16 protein-coding genes are annotated in these 15,568 nt (G+C 34.0%); 1 reads left to right on the top strand and 15 read right to left on the bottom strand.

All coding sequences use genetic code 11. The annotated features are described in order from the left end of the window. Window positions 1-8 precede the first annotated feature (8 nt). From tnpB to sleB, 9 genes are all read right to left on the bottom strand, one after another. Window positions 9-1,112, bottom strand: coding sequence for an IS200/IS605 family element RNA-guided endonuclease TnpB (gene tnpB / locus Q3V94_RS12085; RefSeq protein WP_303528060.1), 1,104 nt, complete (start codon window positions 1,110-1,112; stop codon window positions 9-11). A gap of 212 nt (window positions 1,113-1,324) precedes the next feature. Further along, the gene (locus Q3V94_RS12080) at window positions 1,325-2,935 is read right to left on the bottom strand and encodes a CTP synthase (protein ID WP_008908239.1); all 1,611 of its coding nucleotides are present in this window, start codon (window positions 2,933-2,935) and stop codon (window positions 1,325-1,327) included. Between the two features lie 83 nt (window positions 2,936-3,018). Further along, window positions 3,019-3,660, bottom strand: coding sequence for an MBL fold metallo-hydrolase (locus tag Q3V94_RS12075; RefSeq protein ID WP_303528059.1), 642 nt, complete (start codon window positions 3,658-3,660; stop codon window positions 3,019-3,021). Between the two features lie 31 nt (window positions 3,661-3,691). After that, window positions 3,692-4,597, bottom strand: coding sequence for a sigma-54-dependent Fis family transcriptional regulator (locus Q3V94_RS12070; protein WP_008908237.1), 906 nt, complete (start codon window positions 4,595-4,597; stop codon window positions 3,692-3,694). Window positions 4,598-4,811: 214 nt separating this feature from the next. Beyond that, window positions 4,812-5,243, bottom strand: a complete 432-nt coding sequence (locus Q3V94_RS12065; protein ID WP_008908236.1) for a DUF1934 domain-containing protein — start codon at window positions 5,241-5,243, stop codon at window positions 4,812-4,814. Window positions 5,244-5,259: 16 nt separating this feature from the next. Continuing rightward, a complete protein-coding gene (gene murI / locus Q3V94_RS12060) occupies window positions 5,260-6,066 on the bottom strand; it encodes a glutamate racemase (protein ID WP_303528053.1) in 807 nt (268 codons plus the stop codon). Between the two features lie 492 nt (window positions 6,067-6,558). Next, window positions 6,559-6,735, bottom strand: a complete 177-nt coding sequence (locus tag Q3V94_RS12055; protein WP_008908234.1) for a small, acid-soluble spore protein, alpha/beta type — start codon at window positions 6,733-6,735, stop codon at window positions 6,559-6,561. A gap of 76 nt (window positions 6,736-6,811) precedes the next feature. Continuing rightward, window positions 6,812-8,167: a germination protein YpeB gene (ypeB, locus tag Q3V94_RS12050; RefSeq protein ID WP_303528050.1), complete on the bottom strand. Its 1,356-nt coding sequence runs from the start codon at window positions 8,165-8,167 to the stop codon at window positions 6,812-6,814. A gap of 10 nt (window positions 8,168-8,177) precedes the next feature. Further along, complete coding sequence (gene sleB, locus Q3V94_RS12045) at window positions 8,178-8,843, bottom strand: spore cortex-lytic enzyme (protein ID WP_303528047.1); 666 nt, start codon at window positions 8,841-8,843, stop codon at window positions 8,178-8,180. Window positions 8,844-8,998: 155 nt separating this feature from the next. Between sleB and Q3V94_RS12040 the strand changes: the two genes are divergently transcribed. Then, a complete protein-coding gene (locus Q3V94_RS12040) occupies window positions 8,999-10,120 on the top strand; it encodes a glycosyltransferase (RefSeq protein ID WP_008908231.1) in 1,122 nt (373 codons plus the stop codon). On the opposite strand, the gene spoIIR is transcribed toward Q3V94_RS12040, so the two are convergent. The 6 genes from spoIIR to Q3V94_RS12010 form a co-directional block, all read right to left on the bottom strand. Further along, window positions 10,113-10,733, bottom strand: a complete 621-nt coding sequence (gene spoIIR / locus Q3V94_RS12035; RefSeq protein WP_303528044.1) for a stage II sporulation protein R — start codon at window positions 10,731-10,733, stop codon at window positions 10,113-10,115. The two genes, Q3V94_RS12040 and spoIIR, sit on opposite strands and share 8 nt — an antisense overlap. Window positions 10,734-10,791: 58 nt before the next feature. Then, window positions 10,792-11,928, bottom strand: coding sequence for a Ger(x)C family spore germination protein (locus Q3V94_RS12030; RefSeq protein ID WP_303528041.1), 1,137 nt, complete (start codon window positions 11,926-11,928; stop codon window positions 10,792-10,794). Beyond that, window positions 11,925-13,016 (bottom strand): endospore germination permease, encoded by a 1,092-nt coding sequence (locus Q3V94_RS12025; protein ID WP_303528039.1) that lies wholly within the window; start codon window positions 13,014-13,016, stop codon window positions 11,925-11,927. Before Q3V94_RS12025 ends, Q3V94_RS12030 begins: the two co-directional genes overlap by 4 nt. Then, window positions 13,003-14,547, bottom strand: coding sequence for a spore germination protein (locus Q3V94_RS12020; RefSeq protein WP_303528036.1), 1,545 nt, complete (start codon window positions 14,545-14,547; stop codon window positions 13,003-13,005). The genes Q3V94_RS12025 and Q3V94_RS12020 overlap by 14 nt, the downstream gene beginning before the upstream one ends. A 13-nt stretch (window positions 14,548-14,560) precedes the next feature. Continuing rightward, entirely contained in the window at window positions 14,561-14,767 is a 207-nt protein-coding gene (locus tag Q3V94_RS12015) for a CLC_0170 family protein (RefSeq protein ID WP_303528033.1), read from the bottom strand. A gap of 70 nt (window positions 14,768-14,837) precedes the next feature. Continuing rightward, window positions 14,838-15,566: a nucleotidyltransferase family protein gene (locus tag Q3V94_RS12010; RefSeq protein WP_303528030.1), complete on the bottom strand. Its 729-nt coding sequence runs from the start codon at window positions 15,564-15,566 to the stop codon at window positions 14,838-14,840. Window positions 15,567-15,568: the final 2 nt, after the last annotated feature.

The following is a 15,568-nucleotide window of genomic DNA, read 5'->3' as shown; positions in this document are numbered from 1 at the left end:
GTTTTTACTTATGCTATGCCTAATATCCTCTTTCCTTCTTTTAATATATTTTTACTTGCATTTACATCTCTATCATGGGCTGTCCTACATATTGGACATTCCCACTCCCTTACGTTTAAGTCTTTTACTTCTTCATTTTTATAACCACATACATTACATATTTGACTCGATGGATAAAACATATCTATTTTTACTATTGTTCTCCCATACCATAATGCTTTATATTCAAGCATGTTTACAAATTTTGACCATGCTACATCTGATATGGACTTTGATAGTTTGTTATTTCTTAACATATTCTTAACCTTTAAGTCCTCCAAAATTACAACTTGGTTTTCGTTTATAATTTTAGAGGACAGCTTTTGCAAAAAATCTTCCCTTTGGTTTCTTATCTTCTCATGTATTTTGGCTACTTTCTTAGCTTGTTTCTTAAAGTTACTACTACCTAATTGTTTTTTAGAAAGCTTCCTTTGTTCCTTAATAAGTCTTTTTTCTAACTTTATAAGATATTTAGGATTGGATATTTTGTTGCCTTCACTATCTATCAGAAAATGTTTTACTCCTAAATCTATACCTATTACTTTGTTAGTTTTAGACTTTTCTATAGTTTTTTCTATCCTACAACAAATTGAAACAAAATATTTCCCTGTTGGAGTTCTACTTATAGTTGCATTTAGTATTTTACCCTCTACTTCCATTGATTTTACAAACTTTACCCAGCCTAATTTAGGTAGTTTGATTTTGTTTCCTTTAATTTCAATTTTGTTATTTGTAAATGTTGTTCTATAGCTTTGATATTTACATTTCTTTGACTTAAACTTTGGATAATTTGCTCTACCTTCAAAAAAATTCTTAAATGCTTTGTCTAAGTCTTTGAGCGAATTTTGAAGTGCAAACTTATCTGCTTCTTTTAGCCATGTATTAGTTTGTTTAAGTTTAGTTAAGTCAGCAGAGCAATCCTTATAATTAAATGTTATACCTTGAATTTTATATATTTCTTCTCGTTTTGCAAGGTAGTAGTTATAAACAAATCTAACACAACCAAAGGTTTTATTTATAAGCTCTATTTGTTGTTTATTAGGATAAAACCTAAATTTAAAAGCTTTTTCCATACTTACACCTCATAATTATTGCAACATATGTTGTTACACAAAACAAACTTTTAACTAATATAAGTTATGATACACAAATAATATATGTTATTATTAGAGCGTCCTTATTCATGACTAAAGTCACGAGTGTGTGGAGGCTTTCTTAATCAAAATCCTCATAGCATCACCATACATATTATCTCCAAAATTACAAAAAATATTTAAGGCGTGCATTATTTTGCACGCCTATTTTCAAGGGACGCCTTTACAAAATCCCTAAATAAAGGATGTGGCCTATTGGGTCTTGATTTAAACTCTGGATGGAATTGCACCCCAACAAACCATCTATGATTCTTCAATTCAACTATTTCAACCAACCTATCATCGGGTGATGTTCCTGCAATAACAAGACCCTTTTCCATAAGCTTTGTTCTATATTCATTGTTAAACTCATATCTGTGTCTGTGCCTTTCATATATAACTTCATCCTTGTAGGCCTCATAGGAGAAGGTGCCCTCCTTTATCTTACATGGATAAAGGCCAAGCCTCATGGTTCCTCCCTTTTCATCTACATCCCTCTGTTCTGGCATAAGGTCAATTACAGGATATTTAGTTTCAGGGTCTATCTCAGAGCTATTTGCCCCCTCTAATCCTGCAACATCCCTTGCAAATTCAACTACCGAAAGCTGCATTCCAAGGCAAATTCCAAGAAATGGAACATTATTTTCCCTTGCATATTTAATGGCTAAAATTTTTCCTTCAATTCCCCTATCTCCAAAGCCTCCAGGAACTAATATTCCATCAGCATCCTTTAATATTTCTTTGTAGTTTTCCATATCAATATGGGCAGCATTAACCCAATCTATTTCAACCTCACAATCATTTGCAATCCCTGCATGTCTTAAGCTTTCAACAACAGACATATAAGCATCCTTAAGCTCAACATATTTTCCAACAAGGGCTATCTTTACCTTTTCCTTTGGATTTTTTAATTTTTCTACCATGTTTCTCCAATCAGAAAGTTCAGCATCTAAACACTTTAAGCCAAGTTTTTTTACAACAAGATCATCTAGCCCCTCCTCATGTAAAAGCAAAGGAACTTCATATATAGTATCAGCATCCATATTTTGTATTACAGCATCAGCAGAAACATTACAGAAAAGTCCTATCTTTTCCTTAAGCTCTAAGGATAAAGGCTTTTCAGTTCTACAAACTATTATATCAGGTTGAATACCGATGCTTCGTAGTTCCTTTACTGAATGTTGTGTAGGCTTAGTTTTTAATTCCCCTGATTTTCCAAGATAGGGCACCAAAGTTACATGAATAAATAAAACATTTTCCCTTCCAACATCGTATTTTATCTGCCTTATTGCTTCTAAGAAGGGTAAACTTTCAATATCTCCTACTGTTCCTCCAATTTCTGTAATAACTACATCAACTTCCCTTTCCTTTGCAACTCTATATACTCTTTGTTTTATTTCGTTAGTAATGTGGGGGATAACTTGAACTGTTCCTCCGAGGTAATCTCCTCTTCTTTCTTTTTGAATTACAGACCAGTATATTTTCCCAGTTGTGACATTGCTATTTTTAGACAAGTTTTCATCGATAAATCTCTCATAGTGACCGAGGTCAAGATCTGCTTCAGCTCCGTCATCGGTGACGAAGACCTCACCATGCTGATATGGACTCATGGTTCCTGGATCTATATTTATATATGGGTCAAACTTTTGAATAGAGACTTTTAGCCCCCTTGCTTTTAACAATCGCCCTAAAGAAGCTGCTGTTATTCCCTTACCAAGAGAAGATGTAACTCCACCTGTTATAAAGATATATTTTGTTGCCATAACGCCCCTCCTTTGTATTATTAACTTTTATATTTTACTTCAAAAACAGAAAATTATCAATAAAAAATAAAGGCTTTTCGCCTTTATTTATAGTTTAAAACTATTACCTTTAATTCATTCATTTTAAGATCTTCATTCTTAATTTCAACTACCTGCCCCTTTAGTCTTTCAACATTAGAAAATTTTTTTATAAAATTATCGACATGATCTAAATTAAACTTTAAAGGCTCTGTTTTATAGTGCATTGGGATTACTATCTTGGGATTTAAAAGTTTTACAATAGTTTCTGCCTTCTCAGAATCTACTGTAAAGATTCCTCCAACAGGGATTAAAAGAACATCAACCCTTCCAATCATCTCAACCTGTGCAGGCGATAATACATGACCTAAATCCCCTAAGTGGCACACCCTAATTCCATCAACATCAAAAACATAGACGATGTTATCGCCTCTTTTTTTGCCATTTTCCTCATCGTGATATGTATGAACTCCTGTAATATTTATGTCCTTGACATAAAAATTTCCAACCTTACTTACCACCTCAAAGTTTCCCTTAACGCAATCTATAAAGTTATGGTCAAAATGTTGATGGCTAACGGTTACTATATCTGCTTCAACCTGTGGAAGTGGATATCCTACATTATCATCAAAGGGATCCGTTAAAATTCTTACCCCCTTTGCTGATGTTATCTTAAAGCATGCATGTCCCAACCATTTAATTCTCATGTTATCCCTCCTAAGTTTAACTTAATAATATTCATATGCCTAACTTTTTAATTTTATACTGTAAAGTCTGCCTTGGAATCTTTAAAAAATTAGCTGCTTTTGATACATTTCCATTATACAAAGCTAGTGCCTCTTTGATGAGCCTTTTTTCATATTCACTTACTAATTCCTCAAGCCCCTTATGCTCCCTTTTTATATAATGAGGAAGGTCTTTAGGAGTTATAAAGCCTTCATCCTTTATATTCATTATTGCTTCGATTACGTTTCTAAGCTCTCTAATGTTGCCTGGCCAATCATAGTTATAAAAAAACTCAAGTGCCTCCTGGGATATGCCTAAAATGTTTTTATTAAATTTTCTATTAAATGCATTTATAAAATAATCACATAATTCTATTATATCCTCTTTTCTTTCTTTAAGCTCAGGCAATTGTATGTAAAATACACTAAGCCTATAAAAAAGATCCCTTCTTAATAAACCTTTTTCGATACAAATTTCAGGTTCGACATTAGTTGAGGCTATTACTCTAACATCGACTTTAACTTCCTTTAAATCCCCAATCCTTCTTACGACTCCATCCTCTAAAACCCTAAGAAGCTTTCCCTGAAGTTCTATTGGCATGGAATTTAGCTCATCCAAATATAATATTCCTCCATTTGCCATTTCAAAAATCCCCTTTTTATCAAGGGCCTCTGTGAAGGCTCCCCTTACAGTTCCAAATAATATGCTTTCCAAAAGATTGGAAGGAACTGCAGCACAATTTTGGCTAATTAAGGGCTTTGCCCTTCTATTGCCAATATCATGGATATATTTTACTAAAACCTCTTTTCCAGTTCCTGTTTCACCATAGATTAAAAGTGGGGATGGAGAATTAGAAATTTTTTGTGCATAATCCTTTATTTCTTTTATTTTGTTGCTTTTACCTATAAAATATTCCATTTCTTCACCCCATTTTAAATTTTCATAAAATTATATTAGCATCATATTCCAATATAAACAACAGAATAATTTATCTAAAAATAAGAAAGTTTGTCGCAAGATACTATGACAAAATTTTATGTTAAAGTAAATTCATGACAAGTTTAGTCGCCACTTAAACTTAAACTTTAACTTTAAAATAGCTTTAAGTAAAAAAATAGCACCCAAAAAGGTGCTAGTTTTGTCCTTCTGAAGTTTTAATGTTTAATTCTAAAAGGTTGTCAATATATCCAGTATCATTTGTATTAACCTTATATTCCAGTTTAACCTTCCCACCGTTTTCATCAACATCAACCTTAACAAGGGTTGGTTTAATCATAATGTTTAAAACCCCAAAGGGTGTGCTATATAGGCTAACAGTAGTTTGGCCCTTTTTAAATTCAATATCTGAATTGGTAGTTCCTCTTCTTACAATGCTAACCCTATCCTTTTCCATTTTTAGAGTGGTTCTTGTCCCTTCCATGCCAGAAATTTCTGTCTCATCATATTCAGCAATATATTGACTTCCTGATTTATAATATTCACCTTCTGTAATTAGTTCAACAACTTCCTTTTCTCCATCTATATTTTGAATTGTCTTGACTGAAATTAATGCCTTCTTTTTCATCTTATCATCACCTTTATCAATATTTTTCAATATCTATCTTTTTTATATTTATTATATCATGCTCTAAAAAATTGCCTCCAACTTTTTTAAATTTTTCCGGATTATCGCTAACATAGTATTCATATTGTGCAGCTACATTTTGACTGTTTTCTATTCCCTTTTCAGTTAATATATTTTTTAATTCCAATGCCGTTTCCCTTGCAGGATTAATAAGCTTAACCTTATGCTCTAGCACATCATCAACAACCTTCATAAGAAGTGGGTAATGGGTGCATCCCATAACCAAAGAGTCGATGTTAGAATCCTTAAGGGGCTTTAAATATTCCTCCGCAACCATATAGGAAACCTTTGTATTTGCCCATCCTTCCTCAACGATTGGGACAAATAACGGGCATGGATAAGCATAAATTTCAGCTTCCGGAAGTAGCTTTCGAATGGCTCTTTCATAGGCCCTGCTATTTACTGTTCCTTCTGTCCCTATAATGCCGATTTTTTTATTTAAAGTTGCCTTAACGGCAGCAAAAGCTCCAGGTTTTATAACTCCTATTATAGGAATATCAAAGGATTCCTGAAGGGCATCAAGGCTCACCGCTGATGCTGTATTGCAGGCAACAACTATAGCCTTAACATCCTTGGTTAGCAAAAATCTTGTGTTTTGAAAGGCATATCTTGTAACCGTTTCAGCGGATTTTGTTCCATATGGAACCCTTGCTGTATCACCAAAATAAACTATATTTTCATTTGGCAAAAATTCCATGATTTCCTTAACTACAGTAAGACCACCAATTCCTGAATCGAATACCCCAATCGGTCTTGTATCCAATATAATCCCCTACCTTTATCTGTTACTATATATAATTATACTTAAAATTCGTCCTTATTAATAACAAATACATAATAAAACAACAAGGTAAGTTTGTAAAGAAAAAAATATGCTTTAAGTAAGTGTATATTAGGGTTGGAATGCTAAAAATTGTTTACTTAGAAATAGTTAAAGAATGTTTGCTAAAATATTCAGATCCTAGACAAACTCTCTTTGGCGTTCAGACTTGCAATAATCTCGGCAGGATTAGGGCAGGATTAGAAAAGGTATCTCCTATTAGCTATGGCAATTACAATTGCTTAGCAAATTGAGCAAATACCAGGGAATTGCTTGGCGGTGTGAATCAAAAAATAAATTTTTCAACAGTTTCTCTTAAAATTTTTTGTTATTTAAAACAATTAAGAACTGTCCCTATAAAATTGTTTAATATTTAAAACAATTGAGAACTGTCCCCCAAAAATTAAAAAATTAAGCGGGTGCAAAAGCACCCACTTACCTTTTCTCCTCCACAAGCTTTGAAGCATATCTTATTGCTGCCGCAACTAAGTTGCCGCAATCCCTCGATGGAACTGAACCCCAGCCTTCTCTTTGAACGATATCGTAAACGCCGAGCTCCTTTGCAAGCTCGTATTTTAAGGCATCTGACATAATCCCATGCCTTCTTGACATCTTTATCCCCCCTGTTTTGTTCCTATTTATATTTTCCCCCAAAACAAATCCCTTAACCATGAAATATTTTCAAATGCTACATAGTAAGCTCTCCATTGGGAGTATCTATGATTTTTAATATCTTCTCCTCCGTTCCATCCTGCGCATTAATATACACTAAATATTTCTCTCCCTTATAGGTTCCATAAAACTCGTAGCAGAATACTTCCTTTAAAGATTCCATTGGAATAATCGTTAACCTGACGTTCTTTATATCAAGCTTTTGGCTTACATTTTGCCTTGCCTCGCTAGCTGTTATCCTTGGCTTTGGGATATTCCTTTTTGTATGGGCAATCAAATAATGCTGTGCCTCTATTCCAACTATATCACCATTATCAAGGGCAATTTTTAACTTAACCTGATCAGGATATACTAAAACCTTATCTTGAACATAAACATAGTTTATGACGGCAACATTGTCATATTTTAGAGAATACGTAGGAATCATGGATTCATATCCGTTATCTTCTAAAAATTTTAAACCAATCTTTATTGCCTTTTCTATTTTAATCCTTTGCTTTCCTATTTCTCTTGGGTCAAGCATATAGATTAGGTTACCACCGTTTTTGCTTATGTCGATGTTTATGTCATCGCCCCTTCTACCCTTTACTTTAACAGAAAGGGCATAGGCAGGAACCTTATCGCTGGTCTTGTCGCTATAAATTGAAATTGACTCTACCCTATCCTCTCCTATAATCTTTTTGGCAATTCTTTTAGCTTCTTCTAAAGAAACTTCCTTTTCCTTTAAAACCCTTGGCTTTATATTTAATACGTTTTCTGAAAACGGTCCATCATAAATTAATGTTGGATACTCCTGAAGTTCCTTTGCAATCCTTTCAAATTTCATATCAACCGTTTCCGCAAGGTTCCTTCTAAACATCGATGAACCTGCATCTTTAATTTCCGTCCAGTCTATATTCCCCTCACTTATCTCCCTTTCAAGCTGATGCAGCTCATTGTTTAGGTATCCTGCAAAATCCGTCAGCTTATCAACGGTATTCATATCTGCCTCAGAAAGGCTCTGGCCAGAGTTTATAGTCTTTAAAAGGGCAAAGCAAAAATCACCCACCTGAGTTAAAAATTTTGTTGTCTGAGCTATTGCACTGTGGTTTATAGGAAGGGAATTTAGCTTATCCTGTGCTATACTTGCCTGCCTCCAAATATCGCTAAAAAGTATTAGGGCCTGTTTTGGTGATGATGTTACCCTTGACTTTGACAGAGAAACCTGTATTCCTTCAACGTTTGAAATAAGCTCATATAAGTTCTTTTGATATTGCCCCTGAAGGTAATTTCTAAACTCCTTTCTATCAAGATAAAGCAAAAAGCTATATGTAGATGTTCCAACTACAATTATAGAAACCACAATCGCAAGAAAGGACCTTTTGTTAAACATACTAACCCTCCTATCTGCAGAAAACATGCTTTCCTATTCTTTTTATCACTGGTCTTGACCATATCCACTTATTTGTCGTCTTTGCTGGATTATAATAATATATTGCACCGCCTGATGGGTCCCATCCATTTAGAGCATCGTTGGCAGCCTTTTGTGGTGTTGGCTCCAGCTTTGCATTTATCTGACCATCGGCAACAGCCGTAAAGGCCCCAGGCTGATAGATAACTCCTGCAATAGTTTTAGGGAACCTTGGATCCCTTGTTCTATTAACTATAACTGCCCCTACTGCCACCTGCCCTATATAAGGCTCTCCTCTTGCTTCACCGTTTATTGCCCTTGCAAGAAGGTTAACATCGGTCCTTTGGGGTTTAGCACTTGTCTTGCCTTCATTTATTCCAAGGGCCCTTAAAGTATTGCTACCTACTATTCCATCCACCTTAAGCCCCTTTGCCCTTTGAAACCTTTTTACCGCACCCTGAGTATCTTGACCGAAATAATTATCAGGATTTCCTTTAAAATACCCTAATGCCTTTAGCTTTTCCTCAATTTTTTTAACTATATCTCCTTTAGAACCTACTTTGTATGAAGCCGCTTCTATATCCTTTATTTGAATAACTAATTGAGCTATTAAAAATACTATTAAAAGTGGAAGGAATATTTGAACTAACTTTCTCATAACACCCCTCCTTAAAAACAATTCTAAAGATATTTTTTACATTTTTTTCAATAATATGTATTAAATTAAATATTTTTTTAAGTTTATGTTAATCCTTTGTAATATTAGCCAAATTGCCTTAAAAATGCTATATAATAAAACAAGAGGTGATTAATTTGAAAATTCTATCCCTAACAATTTCAGCAGGAAAGGGGCATCAAAAGGCAGCAGAGGCCGTAAAGGAATACTACATAAGAAATAACATTCAAGTTGAATTTGAAATGATAGATGCTCTAAAATATATAAATCCTATAGTTGACAAGCTAATAATTGGTGGCTATTTAAAATCCTTAAAAAAGACTCCCAAACTTTATGGAAAGCTTTACTACTACTCTGAAAACGAGGATGCTTTAGCCTCCATTTCAAATTTAATTCATGACCTTTTTTCAATCAAACTAAAAAATCTATTAGAAGAAATGATGCCGGATGTTATCCTCTGCACCCATCCCTTTGCAATAGAAATGATGTCGATTTTAAAAAGAAAGGGTAAAACCAATATCCCTGTTGCTGCAATACTTACGGATTATGCACCACATCCTTTTTGGATTCACGAATATATCGATGCCTATATAATTCCAAATGAGGATTTTATAGACGACCTTTTAAACCTTGGGGTTGCAAAAGAAAATATATATCCTATTGGAATTCCAGTATCTTCCGCCTTTTTAACAGAAATCCCTAAAAAAGAAGCAAGGGAAATTTTACAGCTTGAGGATAAATTAACTCTACTTTTAATGGGTGGAGGCCTTGGAATTGGAAATATAAAAGAAATATTTGAAAAACTTATTTTTAGCAATCTTGATATTCAAATAATAGCCGTTACGGGATATAATACCATTTTAAAAAATCAGCTTTTAAATCTTTCGTTAAAATCCAACAAGAAAACTAAAATATTAGGATACACCGATAAGGTTAATCTTTTGATGTCCGCCAGCGACCTTCTTATAACAAAACCTGGTGGGCTTACAATAAGCGAAGCATTGGTTAAAGGACTTCCCTTAATCCTTTCAAATCCTATACCCGGGCAAGAGGAAAAAAATACGGAATATCTTTTAAACTGTGGCATTGCTGCCTATGTTAAAAAGGTAGATAACATTCCTTCAATAATAAACCAGATAATCTCAAGCCCCTTAAGATTAAAATACATGCAGGATATGGCAAAGGAAAAGTCAAAGCCAAATGCAGCAAAGGATGTAGGGGATCTATTAATAAAAATGGCAAAGAAGGAATTCATCTAAGTCCCATCTTTGCCCTTTTTATTGTATTTGAAATTATTTCTAAGCTTTTTAACCTAAGCTCCAATTTATTTCTTTTGTTTCCTTTAAAAGTCTCAACGCTATTTTCCTCAAGGGCCCTTTTTAGCATTTCTTCGCTTTTAGGATCAATTTTTCCTCTTGTGATGTCTATAAAACATAGGGGTGGAAACATGACACACCACCAATTTTTACCCTCCCCATTTCCAAGAACAACCCTTAAGGCCATATATTCCCCTGGAGGAACAACTACATCGCCATATTTTTTTACAGGAAAATTAAAATTTCCTAGATAAACCCTTGATTTATAATCAAACCCATTTTCCTCTAAAACCTTATTGGCAATGTCTTCAATCCTTGAAATGTTTTTAGAAAGTATCTTAAAGCTTTCATTATAATCCTTTATATCCTTAATTTTAGGATAAACTTCCCTTAAAATTTCATCCCTCACCTTTAATTTCACATTCTGATCATCTAAACTGTCGCTGTTTGCAATAACATGGAATCTAATAATACCATCTGTCCTTTGAATTGATCCTACTAAAAATGGCAAGACAAAAACTATAATGCAAATTAAAAGTGCTAAAATCCTTTTCATACTTTGTCCCCCTTATTTTACCTTTAACATAGAGTATTTCCCCTTTTTTAAATTTTATTCACCTTATTACTCCAACTCTTCTTATATAGGATTTAACTTTAAAATTAAATTTTGCATTCCTAAAGGCTTCATCCCAATTTTTTTCGTATTTTTTAAATAGATTATATTTATGCTTTTTCGTCCAGCTCTTTAAATTCAAATAATCAAATCCTATATCCTCTTGAAAATGCCTTACAACCTCTTTAAGTTCTATTTCAAATTGTTTTGATACGCTATCCTGCAAATCCCTTATAATATCAGATTTTAATATATCTTCATTTATTAAATAATCCTCGATATCCCCCTCCATTTCAACATCAACAGTAAATACCAGCCTTCCATTTTCTTCGTTAAGCTTTATTTTCGCACTAGAGGATGTTATGTTATATGATACAATATTGACTTTATAATTAAATAATTTTTTGCCCTCCTTCAGTTTGTTACAAAATAACGAGTATCCCCTTATATATCTGTCATCAAGCTCACCTATATATTTAAAATCCTTTATCAGAGCTACATTTTTTATAGCAATCTCATCCTTTTGCCTTTTAATAATAGGAATCATAGCCATGCCACTGGATTTTATATTTCCCAAGAATTCATTTAAGCTGACGCTAATCATAGTGGCAACAACCATTTCATTTTTTAAAATTCCTATTATATATGAAGGTAAAAGTTTTTCAAGCTTTGGATTAACACCAATAAGCTCCTTGATATCCTTAGTTGCAACTACGAAGGCGGACCTGTTCTTTTTAGGATCCCTATCTATCCAATCTAAAACCTCCTTTAACGATTCCTCATCCCTTAATAATTTTTCACCTAAAATCAAAAGCTTTTCATGACCAAAAAAGGGTTCTCTATTCTGCTTTTTTCTTATCATACCCACAGCCTCTGGAAGGTCCTGTGCCCTTACGGTAATCTCCTCAAGGACATCCGCTTCGCCACCTTGAATCTTTGATGGATTTGGAACTAAAAATGTAACCTCAAGATTTTGATTTTGGAACTCATAAAAAGGCTTTAATTCATTTTCACTTTTTTTGTCCTCAACTTTGTCAACGGCAATTGCATATATAAACATCCTATCCTCAATCTCCGTCTTATCCCAGCATCCTGTTAAAATAAGAGGGACTAATAAAAGCATTATAAGCCTTTTCATCCTCTTGCCCCCTTTATCTTCGATGCGATAAACATAATTATCGGTAAAGCTATTATTGTATAATATCCAAGAAATATAACTAATTTATCTGTAAACTCAAAGGTTTCAGCTATACTATCAGGAATTAAAGAAATTACATATATCATAGGTAAAAACAATATTGCTGTGTGTTTTATCTCCTTTTGTTTAATTAAGTTAGAACCAACTATGCTGTAGGCAAAAATGAGCATTACTATTGTAGTAAATATGAGCACTATCCAAAGGGAAAACAACAAACCTTCAATACCTTCTATGAAGGCACCTGGAATATCTGAAGATTTTATAAGGGATAGCGTAGGATATAAAAGAGTAGTGGTATAATCACCCCCAAACCTTGCAATACACTGGATGAATATTATAACATAAAGTAGGGTTATAAAAGAAATAGCAATTAATGAACTCTTAAGTGCCTTATCAGGCCTTCTTATAAAGGGAAAGAGCAAAAACAAAACCTCAAAGCCCGAAAGCGAAAAAAGACTATCACTAACCGATTTAATTAATTTTAATGGTTCAACCTTTAAAATAGGCAAAAGATTAGAATAGTCGCTCTTTGGAAGGTAGATTAATATAACTAAAACCAGTGTGAAGGCAATCAGGAAAAAGGTCGCCTCAAAAAACCTTGCTATGGGTTCTATACCATTTCGAGTAAGAATCATTGCCAAAATCAATATTGGAACCATGATATATTCAAGGGGTGTTTTAAAAAGAAGATACATTTTAGTAGTTTCACCAAATATCCTTATCTCCATCGCAGTAAAAACTATATAGTAAAGAAATACCGGAAAGGCAAGAATGGTTCCTAAAACCTTTCCAAATAAAAACTTTAAAGTTTCAACCAAGCCAAGATTTGAATATTTTTTCCCAACATCACAGATAAAATAAATTATGAGCATGCAAAATAATCCGCCTAAAATTAAACTGATCCATCCGTTTGTTTCAACATCATTTGCAAGGGTAGCCGGCAAAGTAAAAATCCCAACACCAATAGGAGTTAAATAAACAATAAGACCTACCTGAAATGCAGATATTTTATCATCATTGGGAACCATCTTCATCACCCTGCCTTATTAAATCATTAGGGTCAAAATGCATTGGCCTTCTTTTCATATACCTTAATGGCAGCTTAAACTCTGCATCCTGCATATCTTCAAAATAAAATGGAGCCATAGGTGCAAGAAAAGGTGTTCCAAAGCTTTTTATGTTAACTGTATAAATTAAAGTCCCTATATAAGCAAGAACGATTCCGTAAAGGCCATAAATTGATGCCGCTATCATGAATATAAACCTTAAAAGCCTTAAAGCCGTTGCAAGCTCATAATTAGTTATACTAAAGCTTGAAATTGCAGTTATCGCAACTACTATAACCATAATAGGGCTTACTATTCCTGCAGATACTGCTGCCTGCCCGATAACAAGACCTCCAACAATGCCTATTGTAGAGCCTATAGGCCTTGGCAGCCTAACTCCAGCCTCCCTTAAAAGTTCAAAGGTGATTTCCATTAATATTGCCTCAATAAAGGCTGGAAAAGGAACTCCCTCCCTCGTTGCTGCAATGGATAAGGCAAGCTTTGCAGGTATTATCTGTGGATGAAAGGAAGTTATAGCTATATATAGGGATGGTGACAATATAGATAGTGCCCCAGCTAAAAGCCTTATAAACCTTACAAAGCTTGAGATAACTGGTCTTGAATAATAATCCTCCCCCGACTGAAAAAAAGCATTCATAGTAACAGGAATGATTAGGGCAAAGGGAGAATTGTCAACTAAAATCCCTACCCTTCCCTCATAAATTGCCGCTGCAACAACGTCCGGCCTTTCCGTCGTTTGAACTTGAGGGAAAATAGAAAAGGCCCTCTCTTCTATAAGCTGCTGAAGATATCCGCTATCTATAATGGCATCTATATTTATCTTATCAAGCCTTCTATTTAACTCATCCAAAACCCTTTTGTCTACGATATCATCTATATACATTATTGCGATGTCCGTCTTTGACCTTACTCCAATCCTCTTTTGCTTTATTTTAAACCTTGGATCCCTTACCCTTCTTCTTATGAGGGTGGTATTTATTCTAATAGTTTCAGTAAAACCATCCCTTGGTCCCCTTATTACCGTTTCTGCTGAAGGTTCTGCAACACTTCTTGTTGGAAAGGCCTTTGTTGCAATTAATAGGGCCTTTTCTGTATAATCTATTAAAAGTCCTGTATCACCGCTTAAAACCTCCATAATAAGATCTTCAATAATGTCAACCTCTTTAAAGTCAGTAACAGCCATCGTATTGTCCTTTGTAACCTCAAAAAGCTTATACTTAATCTCATCAAAGCTTGGTGGAACTTCCCTTGAGGATATCATAAGGGGCATTAGGACAAATTCATCTAAAAGAAGCTTATCTGCCATTCCATCAACGTAAAACAAAAACATCCTTATCTTATCATCCCCACCCACTTCAAATTCCCTAAAAACAACATCATCGCAATCCTTAAGGATGGTTTTTATAATCTCTATATTTTCATTTAAGTTTTTACTAATCTTTGTCTTAGATTCAGGGGTGTATGTATATGTAACTTCCCTTTTTCTTCTCATAAAAATCACTCCATCAAGGAAGTATTTTGGTTACAATATAAAGGATAATTGCTATTGCTATAGAAAAAATAGCACAATACTTTGCAAATTTTGCTTCATAATGCAAGGCTCTTTTGTTGTAATCCAAACTGTCATAATATAAAAAAACACTTGAAATTAAAAATAGAATAAAAACCTTGAGATTGAAAACATCCTTTAAAAATTTTATAACCACCTTCACAATATCATCTCCCTCTTTTAGTTTTCCAAACTACACAAAAAATATACAAAAAAGCTGATGGCAAAAGCCATCAGCTTATGTATCTATTTACAAAATCTATATCCTCTTTTTTATCAACATCATTCCCTATCTCAGGGTATTTTGTAAATATTGCCCTTCCTTTAACCTCAAACATATCACAAATCTTTTTTTCAACAGCAGGAATTGTTAGAATGCCAAGGGCAAGCCTTAGTAAAAAGGATAAACCTAAAACTTTTCCCATCTTCAAGGGCTTTTTTCTAAAGGCTATAAGCTCCTCCGCCTTTTTTGTTGCCCTTTCAACAACGTTTGGGTTTAAAAAAACTATGTTTCCTCCTGTAAAGGTCCCTTCCTTCATCTTTACATAGGTTCTTTTAACATCCGGATATTTTTCATCATTAAGGCTTTTGTCTATTATAGGATATCCAACATCTAAATTTTCTCTACTACACTCTAAAACAAAATCCCTAACCGCATCCCCCTTTATTAAAGGTATATCCGATGTGCAAACTAAAAGGGGCCTTTCATAATCGCCTATTGCCTTTACGCTATATTTTATGTTATCCAACATTTCGCCGTTGGATTTAATAAAACCATCAACAACATGCCCTATTTTATCCTTTAATATCTCATCTCCAACAACATATACATTGTCAACAACACCTGAATCCCTCAAGGCATCTATCACATATTCTATCATAAAACGTCCCTTAATCTCTAAAAGGGCCTTTGGTTTTCCATCCTCACCCTTATCCCCCGCAAGAATTAAAGCATTAACCATTA

The sequence above is a fragment of the Caloramator sp. CAR-1 genome (assembly GCF_030546345.1).
Classification (GTDB): domain Bacteria; phylum Bacillota; class Clostridia; order Clostridiales; family Caloramatoraceae; genus Caloramator; species Caloramator australicus.
This window is presented reverse-complemented; position numbering and strand designations above follow the sequence as displayed.